This window comes from Paenibacillus helianthi (genome assembly GCF_001909055.1).
Taxonomy (GTDB): Bacteria; Bacillota; Bacilli; order Paenibacillales; family Paenibacillaceae; genus Paenibacillus_AQ; species Paenibacillus_AQ helianthi.
In genome coordinates, this window is sequence record NZ_LVWI01000114.1 from 38,013 (window position 1) to 64,478 (window position 26,466).

At 51.4% G+C, this 26,466-nt stretch carries 27 protein-coding genes; 12 read left to right on the forward strand and 15 right to left on the reverse strand.

Annotated features, from left to right (window positions below):
- Positions 1-24: 24 nt before the first annotated feature.
- Positions 25-453 carry a MarR family winged helix-turn-helix transcriptional regulator gene (locus tag A3844_RS31030; RefSeq protein ID WP_074088355.1) on the reverse strand — a complete coding sequence of 143 codons (429 nt, stop codon included), beginning with the start codon at positions 451-453 and terminating at the stop codon, positions 25-27.
- A 118-nt stretch (positions 454-571) separates the two neighbouring features.
- Here A3844_RS31030 and A3844_RS31035 point away from each other — a divergent pair, with 118 nt between their 5' ends.
- On the forward strand, positions 572-1,156 hold the full coding sequence (locus A3844_RS31035; RefSeq protein WP_074109529.1) for an NAD(P)H-dependent oxidoreductase: 585 nt from the start codon (positions 572-574) through the stop codon (positions 1,154-1,156).
- Positions 1,157-1,221: 65 nt separating this feature from the next.
- Here the strand turns inward: A3844_RS31035 and nudC are convergent, their stop codons facing one another.
- The gene (gene nudC / locus A3844_RS31040) at positions 1,222-2,064 is read right to left on the reverse strand and encodes an NAD(+) diphosphatase (protein WP_074088357.1); all 843 of its coding nucleotides are present in this window, start codon (positions 2,062-2,064) and stop codon (positions 1,222-1,224) included.
- A 265-nt stretch (positions 2,065-2,329) separates the two neighbouring features.
- Between nudC and A3844_RS31045 the strand changes: the two genes are divergently transcribed.
- A complete protein-coding gene (locus A3844_RS31045; protein ID WP_074088358.1) occupies positions 2,330-3,193 on the forward strand; it encodes an SDR family oxidoreductase in 864 nt (287 codons plus the stop codon).
- A gap of 143 nt (positions 3,194-3,336) precedes the next feature.
- Here A3844_RS31045 and A3844_RS31050 read toward each other — a convergent pair whose 3' ends face one another.
- Positions 3,337-4,434, reverse strand: a complete 1,098-nt coding sequence (locus A3844_RS31050) for a UvrB/UvrC motif-containing protein (protein WP_074088359.1) — start codon at positions 4,432-4,434, stop codon at positions 3,337-3,339.
- Positions 4,435-4,569: 135 nt separating this feature from the next.
- Here A3844_RS31050 and A3844_RS31055 point away from each other — a divergent pair, with 135 nt between their 5' ends.
- The 5 genes from A3844_RS31055 (at position 4,570) to A3844_RS31075 (ending at position 10,402) form a co-directional block, all read left to right on the forward strand.
- Positions 4,570-5,022, forward strand: coding sequence for a YdeI/OmpD-associated family protein (locus A3844_RS31055; protein ID WP_244169905.1), 453 nt, complete (start codon positions 4,570-4,572; stop codon positions 5,020-5,022).
- 124 nt (positions 5,023-5,146) lie between these two features.
- On the forward strand, positions 5,147-5,968 hold the full coding sequence (locus tag A3844_RS31060; RefSeq protein WP_074088361.1) for a MerR family transcriptional regulator: 822 nt from the start codon (positions 5,147-5,149) through the stop codon (positions 5,966-5,968).
- 104 nt (positions 5,969-6,072) lie between these two features.
- Positions 6,073-8,064, forward strand: a complete 1,992-nt coding sequence (locus tag A3844_RS31065) for an FAD-dependent oxidoreductase (protein WP_074109530.1) — start codon at positions 6,073-6,075, stop codon at positions 8,062-8,064.
- Positions 8,065-8,194: 130 nt separating this feature from the next.
- Complete coding sequence (locus A3844_RS31070) at positions 8,195-8,899, forward strand: DUF6033 family protein (RefSeq protein WP_074100109.1); 705 nt, start codon at positions 8,195-8,197, stop codon at positions 8,897-8,899.
- An 81-nt stretch (positions 8,900-8,980) separates the two neighbouring features.
- Positions 8,981-10,402: a hypothetical protein gene (locus A3844_RS31075; protein ID WP_074109531.1), complete on the forward strand. Its 1,422-nt coding sequence runs from the start codon at positions 8,981-8,983 to the stop codon at positions 10,400-10,402.
- On the opposite strand, the gene A3844_RS31080 is transcribed toward A3844_RS31075, so the two are convergent.
- From A3844_RS31080 to A3844_RS31130, 11 genes are all read right to left on the reverse strand, one after another.
- Positions 10,399-11,190: a DeoR/GlpR family DNA-binding transcription regulator gene (locus A3844_RS31080; RefSeq protein WP_074100111.1), complete on the reverse strand. Its 792-nt coding sequence runs from the start codon at positions 11,188-11,190 to the stop codon at positions 10,399-10,401. The genes A3844_RS31075 and A3844_RS31080 overlap by 4 nt on opposite strands.
- Before the next feature lie 343 nt (positions 11,191-11,533).
- Entirely contained in the window at positions 11,534-12,649 is a 1,116-nt protein-coding gene (locus tag A3844_RS31085; protein WP_074109532.1) for an ABC transporter ATP-binding protein, read from the reverse strand.
- Entirely contained in the window at positions 12,646-13,476 is an 831-nt protein-coding gene (locus tag A3844_RS31090; RefSeq protein WP_074109533.1) for a carbohydrate ABC transporter permease, read from the reverse strand. The genes A3844_RS31085 and A3844_RS31090 overlap by 4 nt, the downstream gene beginning before the upstream one ends.
- Before the next feature lie 20 nt (positions 13,477-13,496).
- Positions 13,497-14,429, reverse strand: a complete 933-nt coding sequence (locus tag A3844_RS31095) for a carbohydrate ABC transporter permease (RefSeq protein ID WP_074109534.1) — start codon at positions 14,427-14,429, stop codon at positions 13,497-13,499.
- Between the two features lie 100 nt (positions 14,430-14,529).
- On the reverse strand, positions 14,530-15,894 hold the full coding sequence (locus A3844_RS31100) for an extracellular solute-binding protein (protein WP_074088369.1): 1,365 nt from the start codon (positions 15,892-15,894) through the stop codon (positions 14,530-14,532).
- Positions 15,895-16,054: 160 nt separating this feature from the next.
- Positions 16,055-17,410 (reverse strand): aspartate aminotransferase family protein, encoded by a 1,356-nt coding sequence (locus A3844_RS31105; protein WP_074109535.1) that lies wholly within the window; start codon positions 17,408-17,410, stop codon positions 16,055-16,057.
- Positions 17,400-18,218 (reverse strand): phosphonoacetaldehyde hydrolase, encoded by an 819-nt coding sequence (gene phnX / locus A3844_RS31110; RefSeq protein ID WP_074109536.1) that lies wholly within the window; start codon positions 18,216-18,218, stop codon positions 17,400-17,402. Before phnX ends, A3844_RS31105 begins: the two co-directional genes overlap by 11 nt.
- A 1-nt stretch (position 18,219) precedes the next feature.
- Positions 18,220-19,329 carry a 2-aminoethylphosphonate--pyruvate transaminase gene (gene phnW, locus A3844_RS31115; RefSeq protein WP_074109537.1) on the reverse strand — a complete coding sequence of 370 codons (1,110 nt, stop codon included), beginning with the start codon at positions 19,327-19,329 and terminating at the stop codon, positions 18,220-18,222.
- A gap of 8 nt (positions 19,330-19,337) precedes the next feature.
- On the reverse strand, positions 19,338-20,690 hold the full coding sequence (locus A3844_RS31120) for an MATE family efflux transporter (RefSeq protein ID WP_074109538.1): 1,353 nt from the start codon (positions 20,688-20,690) through the stop codon (positions 19,338-19,340).
- A 1-nt stretch (position 20,691) separates the two neighbouring features.
- Entirely contained in the window at positions 20,692-21,663 is a 972-nt protein-coding gene (locus A3844_RS31125) for a PHP domain-containing protein (protein ID WP_074088374.1), read from the reverse strand.
- A 2-nt stretch (positions 21,664-21,665) separates the two neighbouring features.
- Complete coding sequence (locus tag A3844_RS31130) at positions 21,666-22,643, reverse strand: CehA/McbA family metallohydrolase domain-containing protein (protein WP_074100120.1); 978 nt, start codon at positions 22,641-22,643, stop codon at positions 21,666-21,668.
- A gap of 268 nt (positions 22,644-22,911) precedes the next feature.
- On the opposite strand from A3844_RS31130, the gene A3844_RS31135 reads away from it, so the two are divergent.
- The 4 genes from A3844_RS31135 (at position 22,912) to A3844_RS31145 (ending at position 24,586) form a co-directional block, all read left to right on the forward strand.
- A complete protein-coding gene (locus A3844_RS31135) occupies positions 22,912-23,193 on the forward strand; it encodes a hypothetical protein (protein ID WP_074109539.1) in 282 nt (93 codons plus the stop codon).
- A gap of 123 nt (positions 23,194-23,316) precedes the next feature.
- On the forward strand, positions 23,317-23,481 hold the full coding sequence (locus A3844_RS32990; protein ID WP_167374794.1) for a hypothetical protein: 165 nt from the start codon (positions 23,317-23,319) through the stop codon (positions 23,479-23,481).
- Positions 23,471-23,689, forward strand: coding sequence for a hypothetical protein (locus tag A3844_RS31140; RefSeq protein ID WP_074088377.1), 219 nt, complete (start codon positions 23,471-23,473; stop codon positions 23,687-23,689). The genes A3844_RS32990 and A3844_RS31140 overlap by 11 nt, the downstream gene beginning before the upstream one ends.
- Positions 23,690-23,755: 66 nt before the next feature.
- Entirely contained in the window at positions 23,756-24,586 is an 831-nt protein-coding gene (locus A3844_RS31145) for an EcsC family protein (RefSeq protein WP_074100122.1), read from the forward strand.
- 104 nt (positions 24,587-24,690) lie between these two features.
- On the opposite strand, the gene A3844_RS31150 is transcribed toward A3844_RS31145, so the two are convergent.
- On the reverse strand, positions 24,691-25,014 hold the full coding sequence (locus A3844_RS31150; protein ID WP_074100123.1) for a putative quinol monooxygenase: 324 nt from the start codon (positions 25,012-25,014) through the stop codon (positions 24,691-24,693).
- A 222-nt stretch (positions 25,015-25,236) separates the two neighbouring features.
- Here A3844_RS31150 and A3844_RS31155 point away from each other — a divergent pair, with 222 nt between their 5' ends.
- Positions 25,237-26,463: a nitric oxide synthase oxygenase gene (locus tag A3844_RS31155; protein ID WP_074109581.1), complete on the forward strand. Its 1,227-nt coding sequence runs from the start codon at positions 25,237-25,239 to the stop codon at positions 26,461-26,463.
- Positions 26,464-26,466: the final 3 nt, after the last annotated feature.

Consider the following 26,466-nt stretch of genomic DNA (forward strand, 5'->3'; position numbering starts at 1 on the left):
TTGTTGGTTCTATGCGGAACCGCCTCAATAAAATACCTTCTGCTGCAAGAGATCGAGCGCCCGCTCGATCTCTTTGCGTTCCTCGTCCGTAACGCTTCCCATCCGTTCTGCGAACTGGATAGCGATATGCTGAAAGGCTTCATTCATCATCGCTTCTCCGGCAGCGGAGAGGGTAATGCCCTGCTTGCGGCGGTCGGCCGGGTCGGTGATTTTGTCGCACAGCTGCTTCTCGCCAAGCTTCTTCAGCTCACGGCTCGTGTTCGGCATCGACATATGCATGCAATCGCTAATTTCGCTAAGGGTTACCGGCTGGCTGACAGCAATATATTCAAGGATTTTATATTGTAAGGGGGTCAGAGACTCCGATTTCACATCTTTGCTTATTTCACTGGTTATTTGGTGGACGGAAGTTGTAAATGCTACGAATTTCTGAAATAGACTGTTGTTGTCCATGGAGATCACCTCTACATGAACCTTAGCAAAAACATTATCAAAAAACAATTATCATTTGACAACCATGCATACAGATGCTACGATTTACTTATCAAATGATAATTAAAGAGGTGGCAGAATGAACACATTGGTAATCTATACACATCCGAATCATCAGAGTCTAAACTATGCGTTTCTACAGGAGGTACTCCGGGGAAGCCGGGAGAATGCACAGGTGGCAGAGATTCAGGTGCTTGATTTGTATGAAGAGGGGTTTGATCCTGTACTGGTCTTTGGTGAACATAAGCGCAGGAGGGATATGCACACGGACCCCGCTCTGGCTAAATACAGGGAGCAGCTGCTGTGGGCGGATCAAATCGTGTTCGTCTATCCGATCTGGTGGGGCCGGCCTCCAGCCATGCTGCTGGGCTATATTGATAAGATGTTCGCTTCAGGGTTCGCCTATCAGGATAAGGGAGGACTGGTACCGGAGGGCCTGCTGAAGGGGAAGTCGGCAGTGTGCATCTCCACGATGCAGGGGCCGACCCATTACCCGCTGTTGTGGCTACATAACGCGCACAAGGTGTTAATGCGCAAGGCATTGTTAAATTACGTAGGCATCCGCAGGGTGAAGTTCTTTGAGTTCGGAAACATGGAGAGTAAGCGGGGCAAGCATGCCCGCAAGCTGGAACGGATCTACCAGTTTTTCAAGACAGCCCGTTAGAAAAAATTGAAGCAGAAACGGATACCTTCCTGTATGAGGGTATCCGTTTCTGCTTCTGTATAGTCTCAGGAATGGTTCTCGACCACCCAGTCAATCAGTTTGCGGGCAATGCTGATAGGGGGCGGAATGACGGGCAGCTGATCAAGTGAGAACCAGTCGGCGTGATCCAGCTCTTCGCCGTCCACCGATATGTCTCCACTCTCATAATCGGCCAGAAAGCCAACCATCAGAGAATGGGGAAAAGGCCACTGCTGGCTGGCGAAGTAGCGGATGTTCTTGACCTTGATACCGACCTCCTCCATGGTCTCGCGCTGTACACAATCCTCCAGCGTCTCGCCGGGCTCGACGAATCCGGCAATCAGCCCGTACATATTGTTCACAAAATGAGGTGAGTGTGCGAGCAGAATCCGGTTGTCCTTAAGAATCGCGGTAATGACCGCTGGGGCAATCCGGGGATAGCTGACCAGTCCGCAGGCCGGACAGCTGCGGGAATGCTCGGCCTGCGACAGCTCGGTAGCAGTGCCGCATTTGCCACAGAACTGGTGGGTTTCATCCCAGGCCAGCATTTGAATGCCCTTGCCTGCGAGATGGAACAGATCCTCATCCAGCGGCTCATACAGGGAACGCAGCGGACGGAAGGCCATGCCTTCGGGTTCAAGTGACTCTGCCGGGACCTCTGCGGTAAAGCAGGGGAGATCTTCCCAGGTTCCGAGATACAGGGTCCTTACAGGAGCCATGGACAGCTGTTCAAGGGATGGAACAAGCGGAATGCCAGTGCCCTCTTCCGTTTCGGTAACCAGCAGCTTGCCGGAATGGAAGATCAGCCAGTAGGCAGAACCGCTGAACTCAGGCGGGGGAGTGACGGCAGGAATATAGCGCTGATAAATGCTTGCTCTTGGTTTTGACATGGCGCAGAACCTTTCTGATAACAGATCATTTCTATTTCCATTAAGAATAGCAAAAACCGGCAATGCTAACAAATATCCGGGCGTGCTCCGCTCCGCAGGACATCAAGTTGAAGCAGAACAGGGAAGCGGCACTGAGCGGGCCGTTTTTTTGTTTGACATTTTCTCAACATGTAACTATATTAGTTACAGGAAGATAAATCTGCTGCACTGCATCGGCATGCAGCAGGCTCTACGATACAACTCAATTACTTAGGAGGAATAGACAATGAAGATTGCATTAACAGGAGCAACAGGACATTTCGGTTCCATCGTGGCAGAAACTTTACTGAAGTCGGTAGCAGCAGGAAACCTGGTGGTCAGCGTCAGAAACCCGGAGAAAGCAGAACATCTCCGCGCGCTTGGAGTAGATGTGCGGCATGGTGATTTTGACCAGCCTGAGACTCTGGACAAGGCCTTTGCCGGTGTGGACCGGCTGCTGATTGTATCCGCGGATGGCGACAACGACACACGGATTCGCCAGCACAAGGCTGCCGTTGATGCCGCTGTACGTGCGGGTGTCGGCTTCATCGTCTACACCAGTGTCGGCCATGCAGACAGCAGCACGCTGTTCCTGGCACCTGTACACAAAGCTACGGAACAATTCATCCGTGAATCGGGGATTGCATACTCCTTCCTGCGGAATAACTGGTATCTGGAGAATGAGATTGGCACGATCCAGGCGGTTCAAGCCGGAGCACCATGGCTGACCTCTGCTGGTGAAGGCAAGGTGGGCTGGGCTACGCGCCGCGACTATGCAGAAGCAGCAGCTGCTGTACTGGCAGGCGAAGGCCATGCGAATACTGTATACGAATTGTCAGGCCAGCCTGCAACCCAGGCCGAACTGGCAGCCGTTGTGGGCGGGGTACTGGGCAAGGAAGTTCAAGTACAGCAGGTGGATGATGCCACTTATGCCGACATTATGGCAAAAGCCGGAGTGCCGGAGGGTGCACTTCCGATTGTAGTCGGCATTCAACGTGCGATCCGCGAAGGCGCACTCGATATTGCCAGCAGCGATTTCGTGAAGCTGCTGGAGCGCCCGCTTACACCCCTAAATGTTGGTGTAAGTGATTTGCTCGGCGTTAAGGCTTAAGACAGAGTCCGGCGGCCTTACTCCGCCGGAAGCCGAGCCGGGTAAGTATACAAGGCTCGTCCTGTCATGAGAAAGAGGCTTCCGCTTACGGTCGATGGACCGTAAGCAGAAGCCTCTTTTGGTGCGAAATTCCTGACAGCGGTCTAGCCCGGTGAATCATTGAAATGCCCCTCGACCAACTCCCGGACCGCTTCAGCCAGAGCTGCACGATCCGGGGTTTCCAGCCATTCCTGAGGAATAATAGAATAGTTTCCGGAGCTGCCCGCCAGATAGCTGTAGATAATCTGGGCTTCGTCCAGCTTATGCCGGCTGATTGCATCCGGCTTCCCGCCCGCCGGCTTACTGAAGCTGCTGCTGATGGCGGACTGGATGAACTTTTGTAGTGATTCTATACTCATCTGTCCTGTATTCAGCCTGGCCCGGTCAAGAATCTCGCTACCCCGGATCAGGATCAGCTTGAGCTCCTGTTCATGCATGGGTTCAAGCACTACAATATTCTTGTTCTGTCCGGTAAATCCGATAACCTTCTCTTTCTGGAGCAGCGAGCTGACCGCTGTACAATAATCGCGGTATTTGGCGGCGGTCTCGAACTCGAAATTCCCGGCTGCCTGATTCATCCGCCGCTGCATGTCCTCCAGAATTCGCTGGTCGTTCCCGTTCAGCAGTCCGACCACACTGTGCATGATTTCCTCGTACCGCGCCAGTGCCTCCCCGCCCCCGCACATGCCGATGCATAACCCAAGCGAGTGATTAAGGCAGAGTGTGTTTTTGGCGTGGGGTGCGCTGCAGAGGATCTTCTGACTTTCCTTGATCCCCTGTATTGCCCGTTCGACGGTGCTTCTGCTGGTATAAGGGCCGAAATACAGGCTGTCCCCGTATTCTGCAGGATCATAGGTCACCGCCAGCTGCCGGTAGGCTGTATCCGTGCGAATGGCAATATAGCTGTAGGCGAGCGGGTTTTTCATCTTTTTATTGTACATGGGCTTAATTTCTTTAATCAGCTGGCACTCCAGCATGAAGGCTTCAAATTCCGTATCGGTCAGCTTGTAATCGAGATCCCGGATGTTCCGGACCAGTTGTTTCACTTTCGGAGAATGGCCCTTGGCATTGTAAAAGTAGGATTGGACCCGTTTCTTCAGCTGCTTGGCTTTGCCGACATAGATGATATGGCCCAGACTGTCCTTCATCAGGTAGACCCCTGGAGATAAAGGGAGGCTTGCTACTTTCTCCGCCAGATTCATGAGGTTCCCTCCCCGATCATATGTACTAGTATCCTTTAGTATAAACGATCCTTGTGTACGGAGCGACTGGAAAAGCGCCGGATCTCCCACTACAATGATGATATACAGAGCTTGGCTCTCTGACAGGAGGTAATCATGATGAAATTTCAGGCTATTGTTCAACTGAGCGGGAAAACAGCGACAGGCATTCCGGTTCCCGAAGAGGTGGTGGCGGGACTCGGGACCAGTAAGAAGCCTGCCGTTAAGGTGAAGATTGGAGAATACACATACGCCAGCACGATTGCCGTGATGGGCGGCCAGTTTTTAATTCCGCTGAGTGCAGAACACCGTCAAGGCGCGGGAGTTAGCAGCGGAGATGAAATTGAAGTGGAGCTGGTGCTGGATACAGAGCCGCGTGAGCTTACGGTGCCGGCCGATTTCCGTGATGCGATAGACTGTGAGCCGGCGGCAAAACTCTTTTTTGACGGATTATCCTACAGCAACAGGCGGAGACTGGTCCTCTCCGTTGAGAGTGCCAAAACCGCAGAGACCCGCCAGCGGCGTATAGAGAAAGCCGTTGGTCTGCTGAATGAGGGACGGGTACAGTAGCGGACACGCTGACTGCATGAATGCGGGCTGAACCATTGATGTGACAAAAACCACAAAGCCCCCCATCAAAACCCTCTATCATAAATGACAGGGAAAGATAGATATTGAAGCTGGGGGGCTTTTTATGAAATATTCTATCGGAGAATTCGCCTCGATTCTGGGTGTAACGGCGGATACCTTGCGGCTCTATGAGAAGCATGATATCGTGCACCCGATGAAAGATCAGCACAACAACTACCGTTATTTCAGTGATTTGGATGCCAGAAACTTACTGTCGAGCCGGTGGTACCGGAGTATGCAGATTCCGCTGCAGGATGTAGCCGGGCTGATCAATGACGCGCCTGCGGAGCAGGTCATTCAGTCTATTGCCGCCGCGCAGCAGCAGCTGGAAGAGGAAATCAGGCGCAGTGTTATGCTGCTGGAGAAGATCAGCGAGATTCATGCAGACCTGAGCCGGATCGGCGACTCCTTTTATACCTGCCGGATCAAAGAGGTGCCGGGCATGTACCGCATCCAGCAGACGGACAAGAATCAGCTGCTGCAGAAGGAGTGCCTGAAACAGACGGTGCAGGCTTGGATGGAGCTGCTTCCCTTTACATTCTATACCTTCAGAATTGAAAATTCGGAGAATATTATGGGGACAGCAGAGCTGGAATATAGCTGGGGGCTTGCCTTGCTGGAGGAGGATCAGCGGAAGCTGGAGCTGTGCATGAATGAGACCGTGGAGTATATCGAGCCGTCCACCTGTATCTCCGCAGTCATTGCCAGCTCTTATGAGGAGGATCTGGGACGGGAGACCTTTCAGTTCATGCTGGATTATATCAGGGCAGAGGGCTACCATATCACCGGTGATATCCACGGCAAAATCCTGTTCACGGAACGAATGGGCAGAGGAACTAAAACCTATCTGGAGATCAATATTCCATTTGAGAAAAATTTCACATAACATTCATTGACCTTGGTGCCGCACCAAGGTTTACACTCTGTGTGTATTCGGTGGCCCTTCCAGAGAGAAAGGGGCCTCCAACCAACCACACAGGGGGAAAACCAATGCGCAAGCAAGCACAGAGCAAAATGTTCATGTTATCCGTGTGTCTCGTCCTCATTCTGTCGCTGATCAGCGGCTGCAGCGGCAATAATGCTGCCGAGCCGGCCGCTTCCGTGAAGCCGTCTGCATCGCCCGAGGCGACTCAGCAGGCAGCGAATGATAACGAGGTGCCGGCTTCTTTTAAAGCAGGAACCTATAAGGCGGAGGCTGATGGCAAGGACGGAAAAATCCAGGTAGAGGTTACCCTGGATGCACAATCCAAGATCACCGATATTCAGGTGCTCAGCCAGAAGGAAACCGCAGGAATTGGCGTTGAAGCCATCAACAAGATCAAGGATGAGATCATCTCAGGCCAGACACTTGCGATTGATGCTGTCAGCGGGGCTTCTGAATCCAGCACAGCCATTCTGACCGCTGTAGAAGATGCAGTGAAGCAGGCAGGCGGCAACGTAGAGGCGTTCAAGTCCAGAACCGTAGCCAAAGCCGGTGAAGGCAAAACCGAGCAGCTGTCGGCCGATGTTGTCGTTGTAGGCGCCGGAGCATCCGGTGTCTCGGCAGCGGTATCCGCAGCAGATAAAGGTGCCAAGGTCATAATTATTGAGAAAACAGCTACCATTGGCGGAGCAAGCAACCTGTCCTGGGCGGGCAAATTCTATAACTCTTCGGCGGCTGTAAGCAGCGGATTAAAGGTCAATGTGGAGAAGGAAATCGCCGACTGGATCGTTAATAACCACTGGAGAGTCGATGCGGCGGCGATCCGCCAGTATGTGACCAAGTCTGGTGAAACCTATGATTGGCTGAATAAGAAGGGCTACAAAACAACCTTCATCAACTTCGCGGGAGAACAGCTGCATATGCTTCCGGCCTACGAAACACGCCAGCCCACACTGCGGGCGATGCTGGCTGCTTCAGTTGAGAAGGGCGGAGGACAGGTGATTACCGAAACGACCGCCAAGAAGCTGATTACAGGCGCTAACGGTGAAGTGACCGGTGTAGTCGCTGAGAAAGCCGACGGCACAACGCTTGAGATTACCGGAAAAAGCATCATCATGGCAACCGGAGGCTATGCCGGCAACAAGAAAATGGTTAAGGAAGCGTTCGGCTTCGAAGGCGTCAACGGGGGGCTGGGCCAGAATATCGGCGAAGGGCTGCAGATGTCCTGGGATGCCGGAGCCAAGGTTCCCGATAATTTTGGCGGCCAAATGCTGCATCAGACCCTGGCTAGAGCTACCGAGAAACTGAAGACGGAGTATAAGCCGTTTGAAGCCAGCTACCCGTTGATGCTCTCTTACCTGCCTACATTGATGAATGTCGGTCCTTCCGGAGCAAGATTCAGAGACGAGGCAGCTACGCTCACCTCTGTAGCCGCTGCTAACACAAGTGCTTTTAACGGAGCGTATCATTTGGTTATTGTCTCGCAAGCGCAGATCGATGCCTTGAAGGCCAAAGGGATGAACGGTGTAAAAGCGCCAGCTCTGCCGGGAATGCCGCCGGAATTCTATGCTTCTTTTGCAGATCAGTTCAAGCTGGACACGCCATGGAAGGATGCGGATCAAGTATTCGAATCCATGGTTGCAAACGGCGACGGCTATAAAGGCAGCACCATTGAAGAACTGGCTCAAAAAGCCGGGCTGGATGCAGAGGTCTTTGCCAATGACTTCAAACAGTACCAGGAAGCAACGAAAACCGGTGTGGATACGGAGTTTGGCAAAGCGAAGGAATACCTGGTGCCTATGGGAGACAGCGGTCCCTACTATGCAATCATCGCCGAAGTCAACAATCTGGGTTCGGTTGGCGGACTGCTGGTCAATACCAAGTTCCAGGTACTGAATGACAAACGTGTGCCGATCAAGGGGCTATATGCGGTTGGACTCGAATCCGAAGGTGTATTGTTCAATGACACTTATGTCGGCAACGGCGTGGGTCTGGGCTATTCCTTCACCTCCGGCCGTTTGGGCGGAGAGGATGCCGCAGCAGGTGCGGTGGCTAAATAAGAAATAACGTTCAAGGGAAGGGGGAGCCGGCGGCTCCCTCTTTTGCGTCTGCAGGCCTTTATAAGAAATCGTTCCGTTTCAGCCGATAAATAGAATAACTTGAACTTTATGAACCAAGGAGGAAGGCAGTATGTATATTCCTATTACGGGAATCCAGGGCGTTTCTTTGACCCGGCCTCCACAGCAGCAGGAGTTCCACCCGTCTACCCCGGTTTCTGCGCTCAGTTTTAATGAAACCCTGGCAGCGGTTAATGCGGCAACGCAGGATCAGGCGGAGCGGATCAAGCGGAAATATGGGATTAAAGTGCGTATTCAGACCGTTTCCCCAGACGATAAAGAGCCGGAGCATTCCGGTATAAGTAGCGGGCAGGAAATGATCATTGCGCCAAACATCCTTCAGCAGATGGCCAAAGACTCTGCCCTGCGGAGTAAAGTGTATGGAACCATTGATCAGCATATTCATACGGATAAGAGGAGCCCGAACCCGCTGCAGCAGCTAAGTGGAGGGAAAACCTTGAGCCATAGTCTGATTATTCACACGGACGGTACGGTTACCGTAGGTTCTCTATGGGCCAGCCCGAAGGGAGCGGGGATCAGCAAACTTAAGGATGCAGAAAACCTGAAAGAACAGACAGAGGAGACAAGCGCGGCAGCGGAGAGGCGGCATGCCTGGGAGTCTGCGCTCCCTATTTTATCGAGAAAACTGCTGTCTGCTTCGGAAGCCTCGCTTCAGGGGGCAGAATCTGCACCGAACCCGGTAGACGGGGTAGCCGCACATGACTTCTTGCACCAGATTCAGCTGATGAGGGCCAGAAGATCCAACAAATTGCTGTAAAAGGCTCAAGCGAACAACCGCCTATTCTCCTGCATAGCATATAGCACCAACCTGCAGGGTGAAGAGAGGGCGTATGCAATAATGGGCATTCAGCTTACGGCGATACACTGGGTTTACCTGGTTTTTATTGTGTTCATTATTGCGCTGCTGATCCGGCGGCGTGATACGACGATGATCTGTGTGGCCGGGATTTTTGCTTTGGGTTTGTTTGCTACAGAGACGCTCAGCGGCTCGGTATCAGGGATTTTCAACGCATTTGTCTATGCGACCAAAGAGCTGTTAGGGACCATAATGATTATATCTATTATTGTAGCGATGAGCCGGATTCTAATGATTACTGGCATTAACGAGACCATGGTTGCCCCGCTTACCCGGTTTATTCGTACACCGGCAATGGCTTATTGGGGCATTGGACTTATTATGATGGTAACCTCTTTCTTCTTCTGGCCTTCGCCTGCTGTTGCGCTGGTGGGGGCGGTGCTGCTGCCAGTGGCTCTGCGGGTGGGGTTACCTGCACTTGGGGCCGCTGTAGCCATGAACCTGTTCGGTCACGGGATAGCATTGTCCGGAGATTATATTATTCAAGGCGCTCCGAAGCTCACCGCAGATGCTGCCGGTCTTCCGGTATCTAGTGTGATGGAAGCGAGTATCCCGCTGGTTCTTGTGATGGGGCTGGTAACCACCGTTGCGGCATTCTGGATGATGCGCCGCGACCAGAGGAACGGTACATGGAGAGATGGCCTGATTCCCCTTAAGGGCAGCACGGGCAGGCTGAGAGGGCCGGAGAGTGAAGGCGGGGAGGAACGGCCGGTTCTGCTGGACGCCCGGCTCCGGCAAGCGCTGGCTATCGCCATCCCGCTACTCTTCCTGCTCGACGTGGCGGCGATGTTCGCGCTGGGCCTGCAAGGCGGGGATGCCACAGCACTGGTGGGCGGCACTGCTGTACTGATTCTAATCTCGGTTACACTGATGGCCCACCGTAATCAGGGGCTGGAGAAAATCACTGCTTACCTGATTGAAGGCTTCACCTTTGGTTTCAGGGTGTTTGGACCAGTGATTCCCATCGCTGCTTTCTTCTATCTAGGCGATTCGGCGTTCACTGAGCTGTTCGGCAAGGTGCTGCCGAATGGCTCACACGGCATCGTGAACGATCTGGGCGTAGCCCTCGCGGATCACGTGCCGCTGAACGGCGCAGTGGGAGCCGTGACGATGACGGCGATCGGTGCGATCACCGGCCTCGACGGCTCCGGCTTCTCCGGCATCTCGCTGGCCGGCTCGATTGCCCAGCTGTTCGCCGCCGCTATCCATTCCGGCGCGGCGACGCTGACCGCCCTGGGACAGGTGGCCGCCATCTGGGTCGGCGGCGGCACCCTGATTCCGTGGGCGCTTATTCCTGCGGCTGCCATCTGCGGCGTCAGCCCCTTTGAACTGGCCCGGCGCAACCTGAAGCCGGTCCTGCTTGGCCTTATGGCGACTACGATCGTCGCCATGTTCCTGGTTTAGATTTCACCTTGGGGATAGATCCACTGTACAGCCATTTTCTGTAATGGCGCCTTCCACTTGGGTGAAGGCGCCTGATCCGTTACGATCATGTGGATTTCATCCAGATCGGCTATTTTGGCTACGGTACGCTTATCAATCTTAGAGGAATCGGCGACTACGATCGCCATCTCTGAGTTGCGGATCATTTGTCTTGTGAATACAGCCTTCTCGTAATCATAGCTTGTGATACCGTTCTCCAAGGAGACACCATCAACAGAGACAAAGGATTTATTCACATAGAAACCTTCCAGAACCTTCTCGGCGATCGGGCCGGATACCCGGAGATGCTTGGCGCTTACTTCACCGCCAATGAAGATAAGCTTCCCGTTGAACGTCCCGCGTTTTTGAAATTCAATGAGCAGCATAAGGGCAGGCACGGAATTCGTTAAGATGGTCAAATGCTGCTTGCCTTCCAGGCAATGAATGATTTGCAGCGCTGTGCTTCCTTCATCCACCACAATTACATCATTGTCCTCAATGAGTCCTGCGGCCAGGATGCCAATTTTGCGTTTAGCTTCAACATGAATGGCCTCTCTTTCCAGGAGAGGCGGCTCCACTTCAACCTTGAATTTAACCGCACCGCCATATACCTTTTTCAATTTATTCTCTTTCTCTAGCTCGTCGAGGTCTCTGCGGATCGTTTCAGTGGACACTTCGAACAGCAAAGAGAGCTCGTTTGCGATCACTTTACCTCTCTCATTCAGGAGAGTCATGATCGTCTCTTTTCTTTCTTCGCTGGCAAGAGACACCCTACCCTACCCCCTTCACGTTATGAACTATTATTATATCGGCTCTTCATTTAATAATAAAGGGCATTCATAACATCCTCAAGCACTCGTCTTTATCTATATAAGTTGAACTTTAGATTTTCATATTAGGATCTGGTCGTAACTGCGGGGAATGTTTGGACTTCCGGCCGCTGTTGTCTGCAGATTTCTTGATTTATACCGCTGTTCGCGGTGGAAATCCGCAGACTGTTTATGCTTCCGATGCGAGCTTTCCTACGGAAAGCTTTCAGGCGGTCGCTATCGCTCCTACAGTTCCAAACTTCCCCTCCGCACTCCTACCTTTTTTATGTTTTTTAAGTTCAACTTATTTATATTGCAATAAATTGCGGCCGTTATCGTTCATATCGAACAGATGGAATTTGTTCTCTTTGAATTTGATGTACACTTCATCACCAGACTCGATCTCCGCCTCATTGCCGGTCAACAGCCGGATCATCGTATCCAGCTTCCCTAACGGATCAATCACTTTGACCAGCTTGCCGCTGCCCAGGTGCTCAACCAGATCTACCTTCATTTTAATCCTCTGATGATCCGTCGGAGAGCAAATCGCGATATCATGCGGCCTGATCCCGAACTTAACGGATTTCCCCATATGCGCTTTATCCAGTCTCCGGTCAGCCGGCAACAGATATTCGAAGCCTTCCGTAACGACTACCTGGTTGCCGTTCATCTCTCTGAGCTCTCCTTGAACAAGATTCATCGGCGGGTTGCCCAGAAAGCTGGCTACGAAAAGATTCACCGGATGGTTGAACAATTCATGTGGAGGCGCGTATTGCTGAATCTGGCCGCCGTTCAGGATGGCGACCCGGTCGGATATGGCCAGCGCCTCTTCCTGGTCATGAGTCACAATAATGGTGGTCACTCCCAAATTCCGCTGAATCTTGCGGATCTCGTCCCGGACATCCAGTTTCAGGCGTGCGTCCAAATTGGACATGGGTTCATCCAGCAATAAGATTTCAGGATTTTTGGAGAGTGCCCGGGCCATAGCCACCCGTTGCTGTTGTCCACCGGACAATTGTGAGGGCTTGCGGTCAAGCAAGTGATCAATTTGCAGGATTTTACTCGTTTCTTTAGCCCGTTCATACGCTTCCTGCTTGGGAATCTTCCGTTCTCTTAGCGGAAAAGCGATATTATCTCTGACAGAGAGATGGGGATAGAGCGCGTAGGACTGAAACACCATGCCTATATTGCGGTCCTTGGGCTCCACATGATTGACCAATTTCCCGTTAAAGAGAATCTCTCCCGAAGTCGGCTTCAGCAGCCCCGCGAGCATCATAAGTGTCGTAGTCTTCCCGCATCCGGAGGGACCGAGCAGCGCTACGAATTCGCCTTTGTTAATTTCGAGATTCAGGCCGTCTACCGCTCTGCCGCTGTCTTGCTTGCCATCGTATTCTTTTACAATATTTCTTAAGGTAATCATACTTGCTTAGCCCCTCCCAAGTTGACCTTCATGAATATCTTCTGGGTGAAAATGTAGAACAGAATGATGGGGAGTGTGTAGAATAATCCAATCGCTGTTATGAGGCCATAGTTCATAATCTGGTCCTCTTTGGTCACCAACTTGGACAAGTAGCCGGCCAGTGTAAGCATATCGTCATTGAAAATAAGCAGTTTAAACAGGAACCATTCACCGTAAGCTCCGAGAAAGGAAAATACAGATATAGCGCCAATCCCGGGCAGCACGAAGGGAACAAGTACTTTCTTGAACGCCCGATAGCGGGTGCATCCATCGACCATGGCCGCCCACTCAATATCCCAGGGCACCTCATCAAAGAACCCCTTCATAATATAGACCCGCCCAGGAAGGGAACCGGTAACCGCGACCAATAATACACCCGTATACGTATTGACCAGATTCATTTGAACGAGGATGAAAAAGGTCGCGATAATGAGTGTGATCCCCGGGAAAGATCTCATCAGAAACAGAAATTTCATCGCAGATACTCTTCCTTTGAAGTCCAGCCTGGAGAAGGCGTATGCCGTCGGTACAGAGATGCAGACTTCGATCAGGACAATCAAAAAGGAATACACAAGGGTATTAAGTACAATAGGCCATATTAAGGGGAGCTTCACCCCGGCATATTCAACAGGCTCTGTGAAGAAAGAAAAGTTGTCGATTGAAAACTGCCCTGTCGTAAAATTCATCGTCGCTGCCAGGAAATACCAGATAATCATCGCGATAATCGGCAACGTAAATAATGTCATATAGGTGTGCACTAGCAACTTCTTAAGCGTACTGGTCGACATCAGACTGCCGCCTTCCCGGATTAGTCTTCAATTCTTGAAGGTTTGATCATTTGGTCAAAATCAAATAACCGCAAAAAGAGTAGCGTTAGGATAAAAGAGATAATTACAACAATCAGCGACACCGCTGCTCCATAGCCATAATATTTCAGATTGAAGGCCTGCTGATAAGCGTACAGGGACAAGGTTGTCGTATCTCTCATCGGACCGCCGTTTGTAAGTAGCATGATAAAGAAATAGGAGGATACAAAGCCGATCAGCTCCGAGATGGTAATATACATTAACGGCCACTTTAAGGTGGGCAAAATGATTTTCATAATGACGGATTTCTCGCTTGCGCCGTCTACTCTTGCCGCTTTGTACAAGTCCTCGGGTATCGAGTTGATCGCTGCGGACAAGAGAATCATACCGCCGGATATCGTGGACACGACAGTTGCCAGGATGACAATTCCCATTGCAGCCTTGGAGAACCAGGACACAGGATCGGACTCTACTCCCAGTTGAAGCAGGATGCGGTTGATTAGGCCACCCTCCGTAGGATCAAAGATATACTTCCAGAAGGTTACATAGACGACAGCGGGGATAATACTGGGAATGAGCCACAGCACTCTGTAGATGACAGCCGTAATTTTTCCCTTGAGGAAGTACTGGGTGGCAATGGATATAATCAGTGCAAAGAGCAGGGAGACCGATAAGGACAGGATGGAGAAAATAGCTGTATTCCATAAAATAGCCGGAAGATTATAGTCTGAGAATACTCTTGTGAAATTTTGGAGTCCTACGAATTTCGGCTTCATCGACGCATTCAAATCCGTGAAGGACATGGCGATAGTTGCGATGGCCGGCAAGACAAAGAAAACAAGAACCAATGCCGCGAACGGCATGATGAAGAAATAAGGGTACATCTTCTTTTTAAACGGTTTTTTGTAGATAGGTTGAACTGTAGTGTGATCCATGCCGATCCTTCACCCGCCTTCATAATATGGAACAAGAGGAAACGGCTACGCAGTCCTACAAAGGACGGTATCCGTTTCCCGTAGAGTGAATCCCAGGCTGTTATTGTTCAATGATGAGATGATCGGAAGGTACGTTCTGCTTCGCATCCTTCTGGAACAATTCGTATGCCTGTTCTGCGGATTGGCCTTTGGTCAGGATGGCATCCACACCCAAAATGTAGGATTTGGTATAGGTTGCGTAATCCGGTTGAGCCGGACGGGTCTTCGTGAATTCGAGCAGGTACGCATGATCCTTATAGAAGTCCATTTCCTTAAAGCGTTTGTCTTCTTGCGCTTCCGGTGTTACCGGCAGTTTGCCGCTGACCAGCGTGTGATTGATTTGCAGGTCCGGATCAAGTACGTGCTCGATCAATCTTTGGACATACGGCATTTTCTCGTCATCAACCGTTGGCCCCACGTAGATCATAGCCGGGTTACTGTAGGATACAGGTTTGCCGCCCTTTTCAGCAGAGGGAATAGGGATCCAGACGATATTCTTATTGAACCAGGTGTTGAAGCCTTCTAGGTCGTTCTGCATGCCATTCGCTTCACGCATCATCTGATAGAACTCGGTGCGGGCGAATTCCGCAAAAATCTCACCTTTAACAAACATAGGCGCTGCCTTATCCGTGTCTACATCGCCGATGGATTCGTTGATAATGCCGCGTTTCACTGCATCCGCCCAGAATTCATAGACGTCCTTGGTTTTTTTGGTCAGCACCATTTTATTCTCATCGACATTATAATTGTAGTTGCCAAATGCGTAATTCCAGCCTTCAAAACGTGTATCTTCTACTGCGAATCCCATCTTGACCAGGTTCTTCTGCTTCGCTTCCTCAGCCAGCTTTTCGAGATCCCCGAATGTGAAGTCGCCGGAGTCCACACGCTGTCTTAAGCCATCGATTTGCTCCTTCGTCCAGCTGAGGCCTTCGAGTGCTTTGCGGCTGATGAATACCGGGGAAGCATCCATATCCTGAATAGCCCCATAGTAGTGACCGTCGTACTTCATGATATTGGTATAGGAATCCGGCACATTCTTGAATACTTTAGAATCCTTAACCCAATCCACATCACGGATGATACCGGCATTGAGCTCCCAGCCAATATCCACGCTGGAATTCATAAAGATATCGGCTACTTTTCCAGCCTGGGCCTGAAGAATGAGCTCGTCATCGCCGATTCCCGGCCACCAGTCGATCTTTACATGAACATTGTCAGCCTTCAGTTCTTCGTTCAGGCGCTTCTCCGCCTCGATGAAGTTGTCCTTGCGCGCTCCCCAAGTACTCTCACGGACAGAAATCTGAATCTCCTTCATCTTCGCCTCACCTGCCGATGTTGCCTCTGCCGGTTCGTTACCCGATCCGCATCCCGCCAACAGTCCTGTACTCAAGACTACACTCAAAGCAGTAACAACAAGCTTCTTCATTCCTCGAAGTCCTCCTTATGGCCTTTTCACATTTCTTGTTTTCCTGTACAAGCTTAGTATAAAGGGGACATGTAAACCTGGGATTAAAACCACGTATTATTTTTGTTTTGTTGTTGTTTAATATTGTTTTTGTTGTTTTTTTAGTCATTTAAAGTTGTTTTTATGTGGTGAAGGTTATATCGATAGCTTCCTCAATAATCGTCAATGCCTGGTCCAATTGTTGCTGAGTGGTAATTAAGGGCGGGACAAGCGTGATGACATTTCCATTCGATACCTTGAAGCTCAGGCCTCTCTCCATACAGAGATACATCACTTTTTCGGTATGTCCGGCCGCCTTTTCCTTCGTGTGCCTATTCGTTACCAGTTCAATTCCTGCCAGCATTCCTATGACACGCACATCGCCTATCGCTTCGTGCCTTTGCATCATCTCCGTAAGCCGCTGCTGAAGGTAAGCTCCCATTTGTACGGCATGCTCCAGCAAGCCGTTGTTTTCGATGAATTCAATGGTGGCGAGTGCTGCTGCGCAGCCCACAGAGCTCTTTTCATGTGTATAATGTCCAAGTGAAATGTCCTGTGCCACATCCAGGCCTTCCCGGACAATAATCCCGGCCATGGGGAACACTCCGCCACCAAAGCCCTTGCCAATCACTACAATATCAGGCACGATTCCGAAGTGCTCATGAACGAACATCGTTCCTGTTCTTCCGAATGCCGTAGGAATCTCGTCCAAGATGAGGAGGACACCGTATTGATCGCAGAGCCGGCGCAGCCTCTGGAAGTAAGCTTGAGGAGGAATCTGCACGTCCGTACTCCGAACCGGCTCCAGGATGATAGCTCCCACATCCTCTTCTCTCTCCAGCATGTACTCCAGATAGTTAAGGGAATAGGTGCCATCATCGTGATCTCCGAAAATACTGCGGTAGGAATTATAGGGCATCATATGCTCCGACCCCGGCAAGAGCGGCCCTATTCCATTGCGGAACACGCCTTCTCCCCCCACGGAAATCGCATCCAGGCTTGCGCCGTGGAACGAATCCCAAGTGGATAGGGTCTTGAATTTGCCCGTTGCCTTACGGGCGAGCTTCAGCGCAAGTCCGATTGCGCTTGTTCCGCCGGGTGTGAATAATACTTTATTCAAATCGCCTGGAGCCAGCTGGACCAGCTTTTGCGCTAACCGGATGGCTACCGGATTGGTAAAGCGGCGGGGCAGAAAAGGGAGATTTTCCAATTGGGCCATAACTGCATCCAGAACATACCGGTTCTTATACCCGACCTGATGTACGCTGTTCCCGTGGAAGTCCATGATCTTGCGGCCGTCCATATCTTCCAGATAGATGCCTTCCGCATTCGTAATGACATTGAGGCATGGCGTCGACATGGACTGGTGGAGGAAATAACGGCTGTCTTCTGCTAATACTTCCTTCGTTTCGGGACTGAGCCAGGCTTCTTGAAAGCTTCGCCGCTCTGAGGATAAGTTAATATCCCCCTCCGTTCTCGTATTGGCTCTAAAGTCCACAAGGCATAGCCCCTTCCCCTAGCCGGCGGTTCACCCGTGCGATAATGTCTGGCAGATCAGATATCCGGTCAATCACATAGTGCGCTCCGTTATTCATGAATTGCTGTTTGGCAGCCTCGGCAAGTTCCCTTAGGACAGCAGGTTCCATTGCGGCGGTCTCTTCTTGCGTTAAGCCCAGCATCGAGCTGCCGTTAACCACACCCACCGCCCAGACACCGGCATTTCTAGCTTCCTGCATGTCGGACGCCGTGTCTCCAACCTTTACGACCTGTGACGGCATTCCCATATTCAGTTCAATCATATTGGAGTAAATCATATAGGGATAGGGACGGCCCTTGCCGTTCACCGAGTCCGGCGTTACCCAATAGTCCGGTGCATAGCCTTTCTCCCGCGCATGCTGTGCCACAATCTTCATCATCGTATCGTTATATCCGGTGGTAGCGCCGATCTTCAAGCCCTCCTGCCGCAGCTGATCGACGACATCCACCACATTCCCGATGGGCTCCGAGAACCGGTGCAGAATTCCCAGCAGCTTCGGTTCGAACGCTTCATGCATCTCGTCTACATCACTGTCTGTATAAGGACGGCCCAAGCGCTCTTCGAACAGCCTGCCGATCCTTGGCATTTCGAGCATGGCCTTCAGGTGATCCCATTTCAACAGACCCATGGGGGCCCGCACCTCTGCCATAGTCGGTTCTATTCCTTTGGAATGGAAGATCTCGAGGAACACTTGAACAGGAGCCATGCAGCCATAGTCCACCGTGGTTCCTGCCCAGTCCATAATGATTCCTTGCACTCTTTTCGTCATATCAGCTCTCCAGTCGCAGGGTAGTTAGATAAGAAGCTGCCGCCTCGCATAACCTTTCAATATCCTCTATGTGCACATCGCCGATGGTTCCGATCCGGAACACAAGCGCTTTACTTAATTTGCCGGGGTAGATGACGAAGCCCTTTTCTTTTAGAAATCGATAGAATGCTTCGAATGTAAATGATGTAAGATCCGGATATTCAAAAGTAGTGATAAAAGGGGAGTGGACAGACGCGGGCAAATGGGCCTTAAAGCCTGCCTGCTCCATGAATCGCACCAGTGTCTGTTGATTCCTGGTGTATCTTGCACATCGCTGTTCGACCCCGCCTTCTTCTTCCAATTCAAGCAACGCCTGATAAAATGCCCGGACAACATGCGTAGGAGAAGTAAAGCGCCACTTGCCTGCATCGTTGTCCATTACCTGCCATTGATCGAACAAATCCAGGGATAACGATCTTGCTCGTCCCTTGCATTCGATAAGCTCACTCTTCCTGCTGATCACAAAGCTGAAGCCCGGGACGCCCTGGATACACTTATTCGCGCTGCTGACCAGATAATCGATGCCGAGCTCCCCGACCGCTATAGGCGTACCGCCGAAGCTGCTCATGGCGTCGACGATGGCTACTTTCCCATGATTCTTGATTACCTGAACGAGTGCTTCCAGCGGATTCAGAATCCCTGTCGTTGTCTCGCAATGGACGAAGGCTACATGAGTAATTAGGTTGTCCTGCTTGAGCACGGCGTCCAATTGGTCTGCACCGGGAAGCTCATCAGGTGCATATTCAAGCGTCCGATGCCGGATTCCAAGGACACGGGCGATCTCCTGGATGCGCTCCCCATAGGCACCATTCGCGAGGATTAGAAGCTTGCCGTCACCCGGTACTGCGGTGCCTATCACCGCCTCGACCCCGAACGTCCCGCTGCCTTGTATCAGCACTGCGGTATACTCTTCTTCGGGTGCTTGTCCCAGCTGAAGCAGCCTGCTTCTGATCGATTGAACGATGTCCTTGTAGTCGCTATCCCAGGTGCACCAGTCTTTTAGCATGACTTCTTTAACGGATGAGGTTGTCGTCAGGGGACCGGGTGTCAGTAATAAATAAGGTTGTTCCATGGTTCCTCCTACAGGTTATGGACAAGGTTGCGTGCCCATTTATTTGAGCGGTATCTGAAGAATCCGATACATGCCTTCGATACTTCCTCAAGTGAAAACATCAGGTATACCCATTCCACCGGCCAGTGAAATAGATAAGCTCCAGCAAACACTAGAGGCAAGGCTATCAGCCATGTGGTGACCAGGACCAGATTCATCGTGTACAGGTTGTCGCCGCCCGCTCTGAACAGTCCGACAATCCATAGATTGTTCAAGAAGAACATGACCATAACGATTGCCTGAATGATCATGATATGACGGAATGACGACTGCACTTCACGGCTGAGATTAGGAAATAAGTGAACAATATATGGGCTCAGAATCAGAATTCCAGCGCTCATGGCCAATGCGGAATACAAGGCGATCCGAGTGAATTTCCGGGCATAGAGTACCGCCTCGTTCCGGTCGTCCTGGCTGAGCTTCTGGCCGACCATTACTTTTGCGGCATAAGCAAAGCCATAGATCCCCATCATGAAGTAGCCGTTGAACGTGTTCGCCAATTGATAGGTCGCCAGCGCCGCCACGCCAATATGACCGAAGGCCAGCGCATACAGCATATTCCCGACCGACCACATGCCTTCATGGAACATGAGCGGCAGTGTGGTGGCATACACTCTTTTTACAAACGGCCAATGGAAGGAGAAGATCTCCCGCAGCGTAACGTTGACGTAGTACTTCCTTCCATAAACATAGCCTATTAAAATACCTGCGCTGAGAATGGATGAAGCAAGTGTCGCCCATCCCGCTCCAACAATGCCTAACTTGGGAAATCCAAGCTTTCCATAGATAAGCGTGTAGTCCAGCAGGACATTGACCAGCATTCCGATCATGCCAACCACCAGCATCAGCTTCATTTTTCCGATCGAGCCGAGTGCATTTCCGTATACATCCTTAACCGAATTGATCAGATAGACGAATACGATGACGGATACATATTGAACGCCGTAAGCAGCAACGTCCTTATCCTTGATAAATAGCGACAGGATGGGAGCTTTGAAGCAGGAGACTAATATGAATGCAGTTAAGCTGATAGCGACACTGGAGATAAGCATGAGTCCAAAGGCCTTTTTCACATTGGCGGAATCGTTTTTCCCATGAAATTGGGTGATGTAGGCAGAAATGCCGAAGATGGCGGACAGAATCATCCCGAGAATAAAGTTGATCTGACCTGAGGCGGCCATAACCGCTATGGCGGAATCGCCCATGCTGCCCACCATCAGCGTATTGATCAGCGAGAATGAATTCCCTATTAGCATCTGTAGAATCGAAGGCAGGACAAGCCTTTTCATGTCCCTGCGGAACTGCCATTCTAAGCTGTCCACCCTATTCAAGGGCTCCGTGCGGAAGGTCGGCCGGGAAAATAGGATTAGACCAGGCCACCTTCCCGTCAAAGTCCACGCATTCCACACGGATATATTGCTCGTTGCCCTCTATCCGGTAGGAGCCCTGGCTGACGGGAAGTGCCTCCTTGCTGTATATGTTGCGGCCATTGCCGGGATGTGTAAGGAATCTGATGAACTTGACCGGAGAGCATTCAATCTGCAGGAAGCCATCCTGCACCCGCAGGTCATAGATTTCAGGGCCGTTCGACGAATAATATTGACCGGCTTTTAAGGCATCAATGACAGATTGCTGCTCCAGCTTCTCCGCTTCAGCACACACCCATCCGCCGAAAAATTCAGAGATCGCAATGTCGATGTCACCGCCGTGTGCGTCATCCGAGGCGATCCCGTACACCTTGCGGCCGTGCTTCAGCAAATAGTCCCAATGATGAACCCCATATCCAACCGCCTCATCAAGCTCCGACTGATGGTTGTATATCTCGATGGCGAAATAGCCCTCCAGCCGCAGCAGATCCTCCGGCGTATTTCTGGACCATTCCGGATGATTCATAATGATCAGATTTCCCTTGTCCCGCATTTCACCGATCAAGCTTTGAATGGTGTCCAGGTCCTCGTAATCCGGCTTTGCATGCTCTTCGTCATGCCCGAACTCCTGGGCCGAATGCAGCGTCCGGTCGAGCAGTCCATGGATATGGTATTGCTGGCCTGTCTCCTGTCTGCTCATCTCACAAGCCATCTCGTAGCCGTCTATCATGATGAAGCGTTCATCATCATAGTCATCTGACTTGAAATAGATTTCATGATCGCTCAGGCACATAAAGTCATAGCCATTATTCTTATAGGCGTTCATTACCATTTCGGGAGAGTACTGCCCGTCGCTGCGCGTAGAATGTGTATGAAGATTGCCTTTATACTTGCGTTTCTGGTTGTCCAGAACAATCACCGGCGTCATCCTTATTCGTCCCCCTCCAGCAAATCTGCTACAAACACCGGATTGGACCACGCTACATTTCCGTCAAAATCAATGCACTCCACCCGGATATACTGCATCTCCGGTTCAACCGGCATCGAGGCGACAGTCAGGGGTTCACCGTTCTGATAATTGCCGACAAACGGCCCCCGGAGCGGGAATGCTTTGAACATAATGAATTTGCAGGGGGAGCATTCAATGATGAGTTGTCCGTCTTCCACCCGAAGATCGTAGATCTCCGGTCCGGTGCTGGAATAGAAGCTGCCTGCCTTAAGACTGGTCACAATATCATGAGGCGTCAGCGCTTCCGATTGAACCTGAACCCAGCCGCCGCCGTATTCAGGGAACGCCCAATTCCGGTCGTGTCCGTGGGAGTCGTCCGCAGCGATGCCATACACCCGTTTGCCGTTCTGCAGCGCGTGATCCCAATAAGCAGCTCCATAGGAGCTGACCGTAGACCATTCCGTTGCATGGTTATAGATTTCAACGGCAAAAAATCCGTCGTAGTTGACCATGTCCTCAAAGCGCGTCAGATGCCACTCCGGATGGTTGAAAATCACCAGATTACCGTGGGCAATCATCTCATCAATCAGCACCTGCGGGGACTGATCCCCCTCCCAGGGAATGGGAACCGGGAACCTCTCGAGATGCTGGAATCTTGGCTGCACAGGCTGTGCGGTGGGATCATCCAGAACTCCGAAGTGGTAGCCCGGGTCCTTATCAGGTACAGGGTTGAGCCCGCCCCGCTCCATTCCGGGAATCGTGATGAAATGGTCTGTATTGAACTCATCCGTTCTGGAATAGACATCATGATCGCTTATGCAAATAAAATGATAGCCCTTCTCCTTGAACACCTGGACAGTCTCCGCTGCCGGGAGTGAGCCGTCAGACCATGTGGTGTGGAGATGCAGATTGCCTTTATACACCGTTTTATTTCTTGCCAGGTAAATTTGATTCTTCATCTGCCATTCTCCTTACATTAGGAATTTGTTTTCTTGTGTTTTCATATTGATTCTTGTTGTTTGTGATCATCATACAGCCAGGCGAAATGGGTTTCAATCGAATTTAAATTATTTAACAGAGCGATTACAAACTTTACCGAAATCGAAAATAACTCCACCGAATAAGCCGTTATTTGATGCGGGAGTTACAAATGGAATGTATAAAAACCTTTGTTCTATCCATCCTAAAAAGGATTGAACAGTGAGACAGAAGGGAGCGGTTGACAAGATGAAGCATTACGAATCCAGCCTCCGGACCAATAGTACGGTAGATCAGGCGCAGGATGCGGTGACCACGCTGCATAACTCTGTATCCCAGGCGCTCAGCCATCCGAATGATCAGATGCTTATGCAGGCTGAGAACAGCCTAACGCACGCGGAGGAGGCAGTGAGCCATGCTCCGGAGGGCTCGATTGGGGGCCATGGGGTGGATCTGACCAAGGAAAGACTGGCTGATGAGAAAAAGAGGCTCGCTCTCGCAGAAGCAGCAAATAGAGGCACCAAACAGTAGATATTTGAAGCTCAGGCATTTCCGGTATTATCCGGGAATGCTTTTTTGTTATGCAAAAGCTGTTCTTTTAGAACCCCGAAGTAGCTAAATGAACTACGGAACCAAGTCGAGCAAATTGGTGGAATGAGAGGTAGAAATGCCTTTGAATTCGGCGCAGGTGAGCAAATTGGTGGCATGGGAGGTAGAAATACCTTTGAATTCAGCTCAGGTGAGCAAAATGGTGGAATGAAAGGTATAAATGCCTTTGAATTCGGCTCAGGAGAGCAAAGTTGGTGGAATGAAAGGTAGAAATACCTTTGAATTTGGCTCAGGAGAGCAAAACGGTGGAATGAGAGGTAGAAATACCTTTGAATTCGGCTCAGGAGAGCAAAATGGTGGAATGAAAGGTATAAATACCCTTGAATTCGGCGCAGGTGAGCAAATTGGTGGCATGAGGTTCTTGACAGCCTATAATCCCTTAATCTTTCAAGTGTCCACAAACGGGTTAATAAAGTGAACAGAACCGATTGCCTGCAACGAACGTACTATTGAAACGAACAAGTATCATTAAGGGGGCTTAGAGATGCCGGAAACCACCGGGCCGTATCTGGAGACTGTAGAGGAGCTGAATGCCGCGCTTGCCGAAATTATGAAGTGGGAAAAGGAACAGAACCAGCTAATGATCTGGGACCGCATCACCAGGCTGCCGTTCAAGCTGTTCGATAAGCTTACGCCGAAGTTTATTCATGAGAAGCTGGGCAAGCTGCTCGACGAGCTGGGAGGCTATATCCAGAATGGGGGCAACTATCTCGTAGCCGGGCGCAAGGTTGGGGTGTTAATGGAGACCGGGAGCCGCGCGGCCGGAGGGACCGGGAAGGGACCATATCCGCTGGCGGTGATGGATAATGCTGCCCGGCAGCTTACAATGAGCAGCAGGAACGTCGCCACCGCGCAAGGAGCGACGACGGGATTCGGCGGATTGTTCACGCTGGCGGCGGACATCCCCGCGATTCTGGGCCTGTCCCTTAAAGTCATTCAGGAGATTGGCCTCTGCTATGGCTACAATCCTACAGATAAAGCAGAACGGATATTTGCCGTCAAGGTGATGCAGTTTGCCTCTTCCGATATTGTGGGCAAGCGAACCATCCTGAAGGAGCTTAATCTGCAGGCAGGTGGCGACGGCGATATTACTGCCGGAACCCAGGCTGCCGTGTCCAGGATTCAGGGCTGGCGGGAGGTCATCACGGTGTACCGGGACAATTGGGGCTGGAAAAAGATGCTGCAGGCTGTCCCTGTAGCGGGGATGTTCTTCGGGGCCTATATCAACCGTAAGGCGCTGGAGGATGTGGCCGAGGCCGCCCGGATGCTCTACCGCAAAAGAAGAATCATCGCCAGACTGGCAGAGATGGGTTGACTCTCATGCGAAGGAAGAAATCAGAGTATATCTGCAAGCAAAAAAAGCAATAGTGCAGTGCTTCATGCGGCTGCCATTATTGCTTTTTTTGTTCAAAACATCTCTTAGGCGTCGGGATTAAGGGACTCAAGTCCCTTGCCCCCAAGGGGAATCAGCCGGGTAGGTTCAACACCTGCAATCAGCGGCTTAGCCCGCTGGATGGCCTCCCGGGTGGACTCCTCCTGCAATGAAGCCGCATGGGCTTCCGCATGGCTCCATACCTCAGTAACCCAGAGGGTGTCAGGCTCACTCTCCGAGAGGTTAACGATGTACAGCTCACATTCATGAACTTGCTCCATTGCAGCTGCAGCTTCCAGAAGAATCGCCGCAAGGGCATCACGTTCACCTGGTTTGGCGGTGAATTTGGCAATCATTCCGAATTTACTCATGCCCCGTCACTCCTTCAGGTTTGGCTTTACAATCCAAGGAACAGCATTTGGAGATCAGCTATATCTTATCAGAGATCGGGTGAACAGGAAGGCTATAATCGATTTTCGTCTGAAATCAGCCGCTTGCAGCCATTCTTGCATATTCCTCCAGGAGTTACTATGATGAAATCATTCAATTTTCCGAAGGCGAAATCCTACGGGAGAGGAGTGGGAGTAGGCAGGATGGATAATAGGGAACAAGAGAAGTCGTACGGGAAGCTGACCGGACAGGCAGAATCTTTCATCCGGCTATGCTATACAGAGCTGGAGAAGCCGGAGCAGCTCATCGCGGAACGTATTCAGGCCATACATAAGGAAATCGAGCAATCCGGTACCTACAACCATACAGAGGAAGAGCTTGCCCATGGTGCAAAAATGGCCTGGCGCCACAACAGCCGCTGCATCGGACGCCTGTTCTGGCACACCCTTGAGGTGAACGATGCCCGGCAGGCGGAGACTGCCGAGGAGGTGGCGGCGGCACTGCTGCAGCATGTGCAGCAGGCGAACAATGGCGGCCGCATCCGGCCTATGATTACGGTATTCCGCAGCGGCGGGAATCCGGAGAAGGCGGTCCGGATCTGGAATCACCAGCTGATCCGTTATGCCGGATACCCTGGACAAGGGGGCCTTGCCCGTGCCGGCGATCCGGCATCGGATGTGTTCACTGCCGTCTGCCGGAGGCTGGGCTGGCAGGGGAATGGCGGAGACTTCGATGTGCTTCCGCTCGTCGTCAGCATTGGTGAAGAAGAACCGCGCTGGTTCGCCATTCCGCCGGAGCTGGTGCAGGAGGTCCCGCTGACCCATCCCGAGATCGAACGGTTCCCGGAGCTTGGCTTGCGCTGGTATTCTGTACCGGTCGTGTCGGATATGCTGCTCGAAATCGGCGGAATTTCCTATACCGCTGCGCCTTTTAACGGCTGGTACATGGAGACAGAGATTGGTTCACGTAATCTTGGGGATACAAGCCGCTATAACCGGCTGCCGGCTGTAGCGGATTTGCTCGGTCTGGACCGCTCGACCAACACCTCTCTCTGGAAAGACCGGGCGCTGCTGGAATTGAACCGCGCGGTGCTGCATTCCTTCAAGCAGGCGGGGGTCAGCATTGTAGATCATCATACTGCCGCCGATCAGTTCGCCCGCTTCCAGGAGCAGGAGAAGCAGCAGGGACGCCAGGTCTCAGGCAAGTGGGGCTGGCTGATCCCTCCAATGTCACCATCGTCTACACCGGTTTGGAACGATAACACCCTGAAGGAGCTGAACCTCAGCCCGAGGCTGATCTATCAGCAAGCGGCATACGCCCATTGGCTGGAAGAAGGCTCACAGAGGAGTCCAGACTCTAAGATCAGTTCAAACGCTGAGGCTGCTCCTGAACCTAAGCCGGCTTGTCCCTTTCACCCTCCTCAGAATTAAGGG

Bases quoted from the DNA above. Each gene is read 5' to 3' on its own strand.
- A3844_RS31030 (WP_074088355.1), bottom strand. From the start codon at position 453: ATGGACAACAACAGTCTATTTCAGAAATTCGTAGCATTTACAACTTCC.
- A3844_RS31035 (WP_074109529.1), top strand. From the start codon at position 572: ATGAACACATTGGTAATCTATACACATCCGAATCATCAGAGTCTAAAC.
- nudC (WP_074088357.1), bottom strand. From the start codon at position 2,064: ATGTCAAAACCAAGAGCAAGCATTTATCAGCGCTATATTCCTGCCGTC.
- A3844_RS31045 (WP_074088358.1), top strand. From the start codon at position 2,330: ATGAAGATTGCATTAACAGGAGCAACAGGACATTTCGGTTCCATCGTG.
- A3844_RS31050 (WP_074088359.1), bottom strand. From the start codon at position 4,434: ATGAATCTGGCGGAGAAAGTAGCAAGCCTCCCTTTATCTCCAGGGGTC.
- A3844_RS31055 (WP_244169905.1), top strand. From the start codon at position 4,570: ATGATGAAATTTCAGGCTATTGTTCAACTGAGCGGGAAAACAGCGACA.
- A3844_RS31060 (WP_074088361.1), top strand. From the start codon at position 5,147: ATGAAATATTCTATCGGAGAATTCGCCTCGATTCTGGGTGTAACGGCG.
- A3844_RS31065 (WP_074109530.1), top strand. From the start codon at position 6,073: ATGCGCAAGCAAGCACAGAGCAAAATGTTCATGTTATCCGTGTGTCTC.
- A3844_RS31070 (WP_074100109.1), top strand. From the start codon at position 8,195: ATGTATATTCCTATTACGGGAATCCAGGGCGTTTCTTTGACCCGGCCT.
- A3844_RS31075 (WP_074109531.1), top strand. From the start codon at position 8,981: ATGGGCATTCAGCTTACGGCGATACACTGGGTTTACCTGGTTTTTATT.
- A3844_RS31085 (WP_074109532.1), bottom strand. From the start codon at position 12,649: ATGATTACCTTAAGAAATATTGTAAAAGAATACGATGGCAAGCAAGAC.
- A3844_RS31090 (WP_074109533.1), bottom strand. From the start codon at position 13,476: ATGTCGACCAGTACGCTTAAGAAGTTGCTAGTGCACACCTATATGACA.
- A3844_RS31095 (WP_074109534.1), bottom strand. From the start codon at position 14,429: ATGGATCACACTACAGTTCAACCTATCTACAAAAAACCGTTTAAAAAG.
- A3844_RS31100 (WP_074088369.1), bottom strand. From the start codon at position 15,894: ATGAAGAAGCTTGTTGTTACTGCTTTGAGTGTAGTCTTGAGTACAGGA.
- phnX (WP_074109536.1), bottom strand. From the start codon at position 18,218: ATGACGAAAAGAGTGCAAGGAATCATTATGGACTGGGCAGGAACCACG.
- phnW (WP_074109537.1), bottom strand. From the start codon at position 19,329: ATGGAACAACCTTATTTATTACTGACACCCGGTCCCCTGACGACAACC.
- A3844_RS31125 (WP_074088374.1), bottom strand. From the start codon at position 21,663: ATGACGCCGGTGATTGTTCTGGACAACCAGAAACGCAAGTATAAAGGC.
- A3844_RS31130 (WP_074100120.1), bottom strand. From the start codon at position 22,643: ATGAAGAATCAAATTTACCTGGCAAGAAATAAAACGGTGTATAAAGGC.
- A3844_RS31135 (WP_074109539.1), top strand. From the start codon at position 22,912: ATGAAGCATTACGAATCCAGCCTCCGGACCAATAGTACGGTAGATCAG.
- A3844_RS32990 (WP_167374794.1), top strand. From the start codon at position 23,317: ATGAGAGGTAGAAATGCCTTTGAATTCGGCGCAGGTGAGCAAATTGGT.
- A3844_RS31140 (WP_074088377.1), top strand. From the start codon at position 23,471: ATGAAAGGTAGAAATACCTTTGAATTTGGCTCAGGAGAGCAAAACGGT.
- A3844_RS31145 (WP_074100122.1), top strand. From the start codon at position 23,756: ATGCCGGAAACCACCGGGCCGTATCTGGAGACTGTAGAGGAGCTGAAT.
- A3844_RS31150 (WP_074100123.1), bottom strand. From the start codon at position 25,014: ATGAGTAAATTCGGAATGATTGCCAAATTCACCGCCAAACCAGGTGAA.
- A3844_RS31155 (WP_074109581.1), top strand. From the start codon at position 25,237: ATGGATAATAGGGAACAAGAGAAGTCGTACGGGAAGCTGACCGGACAG.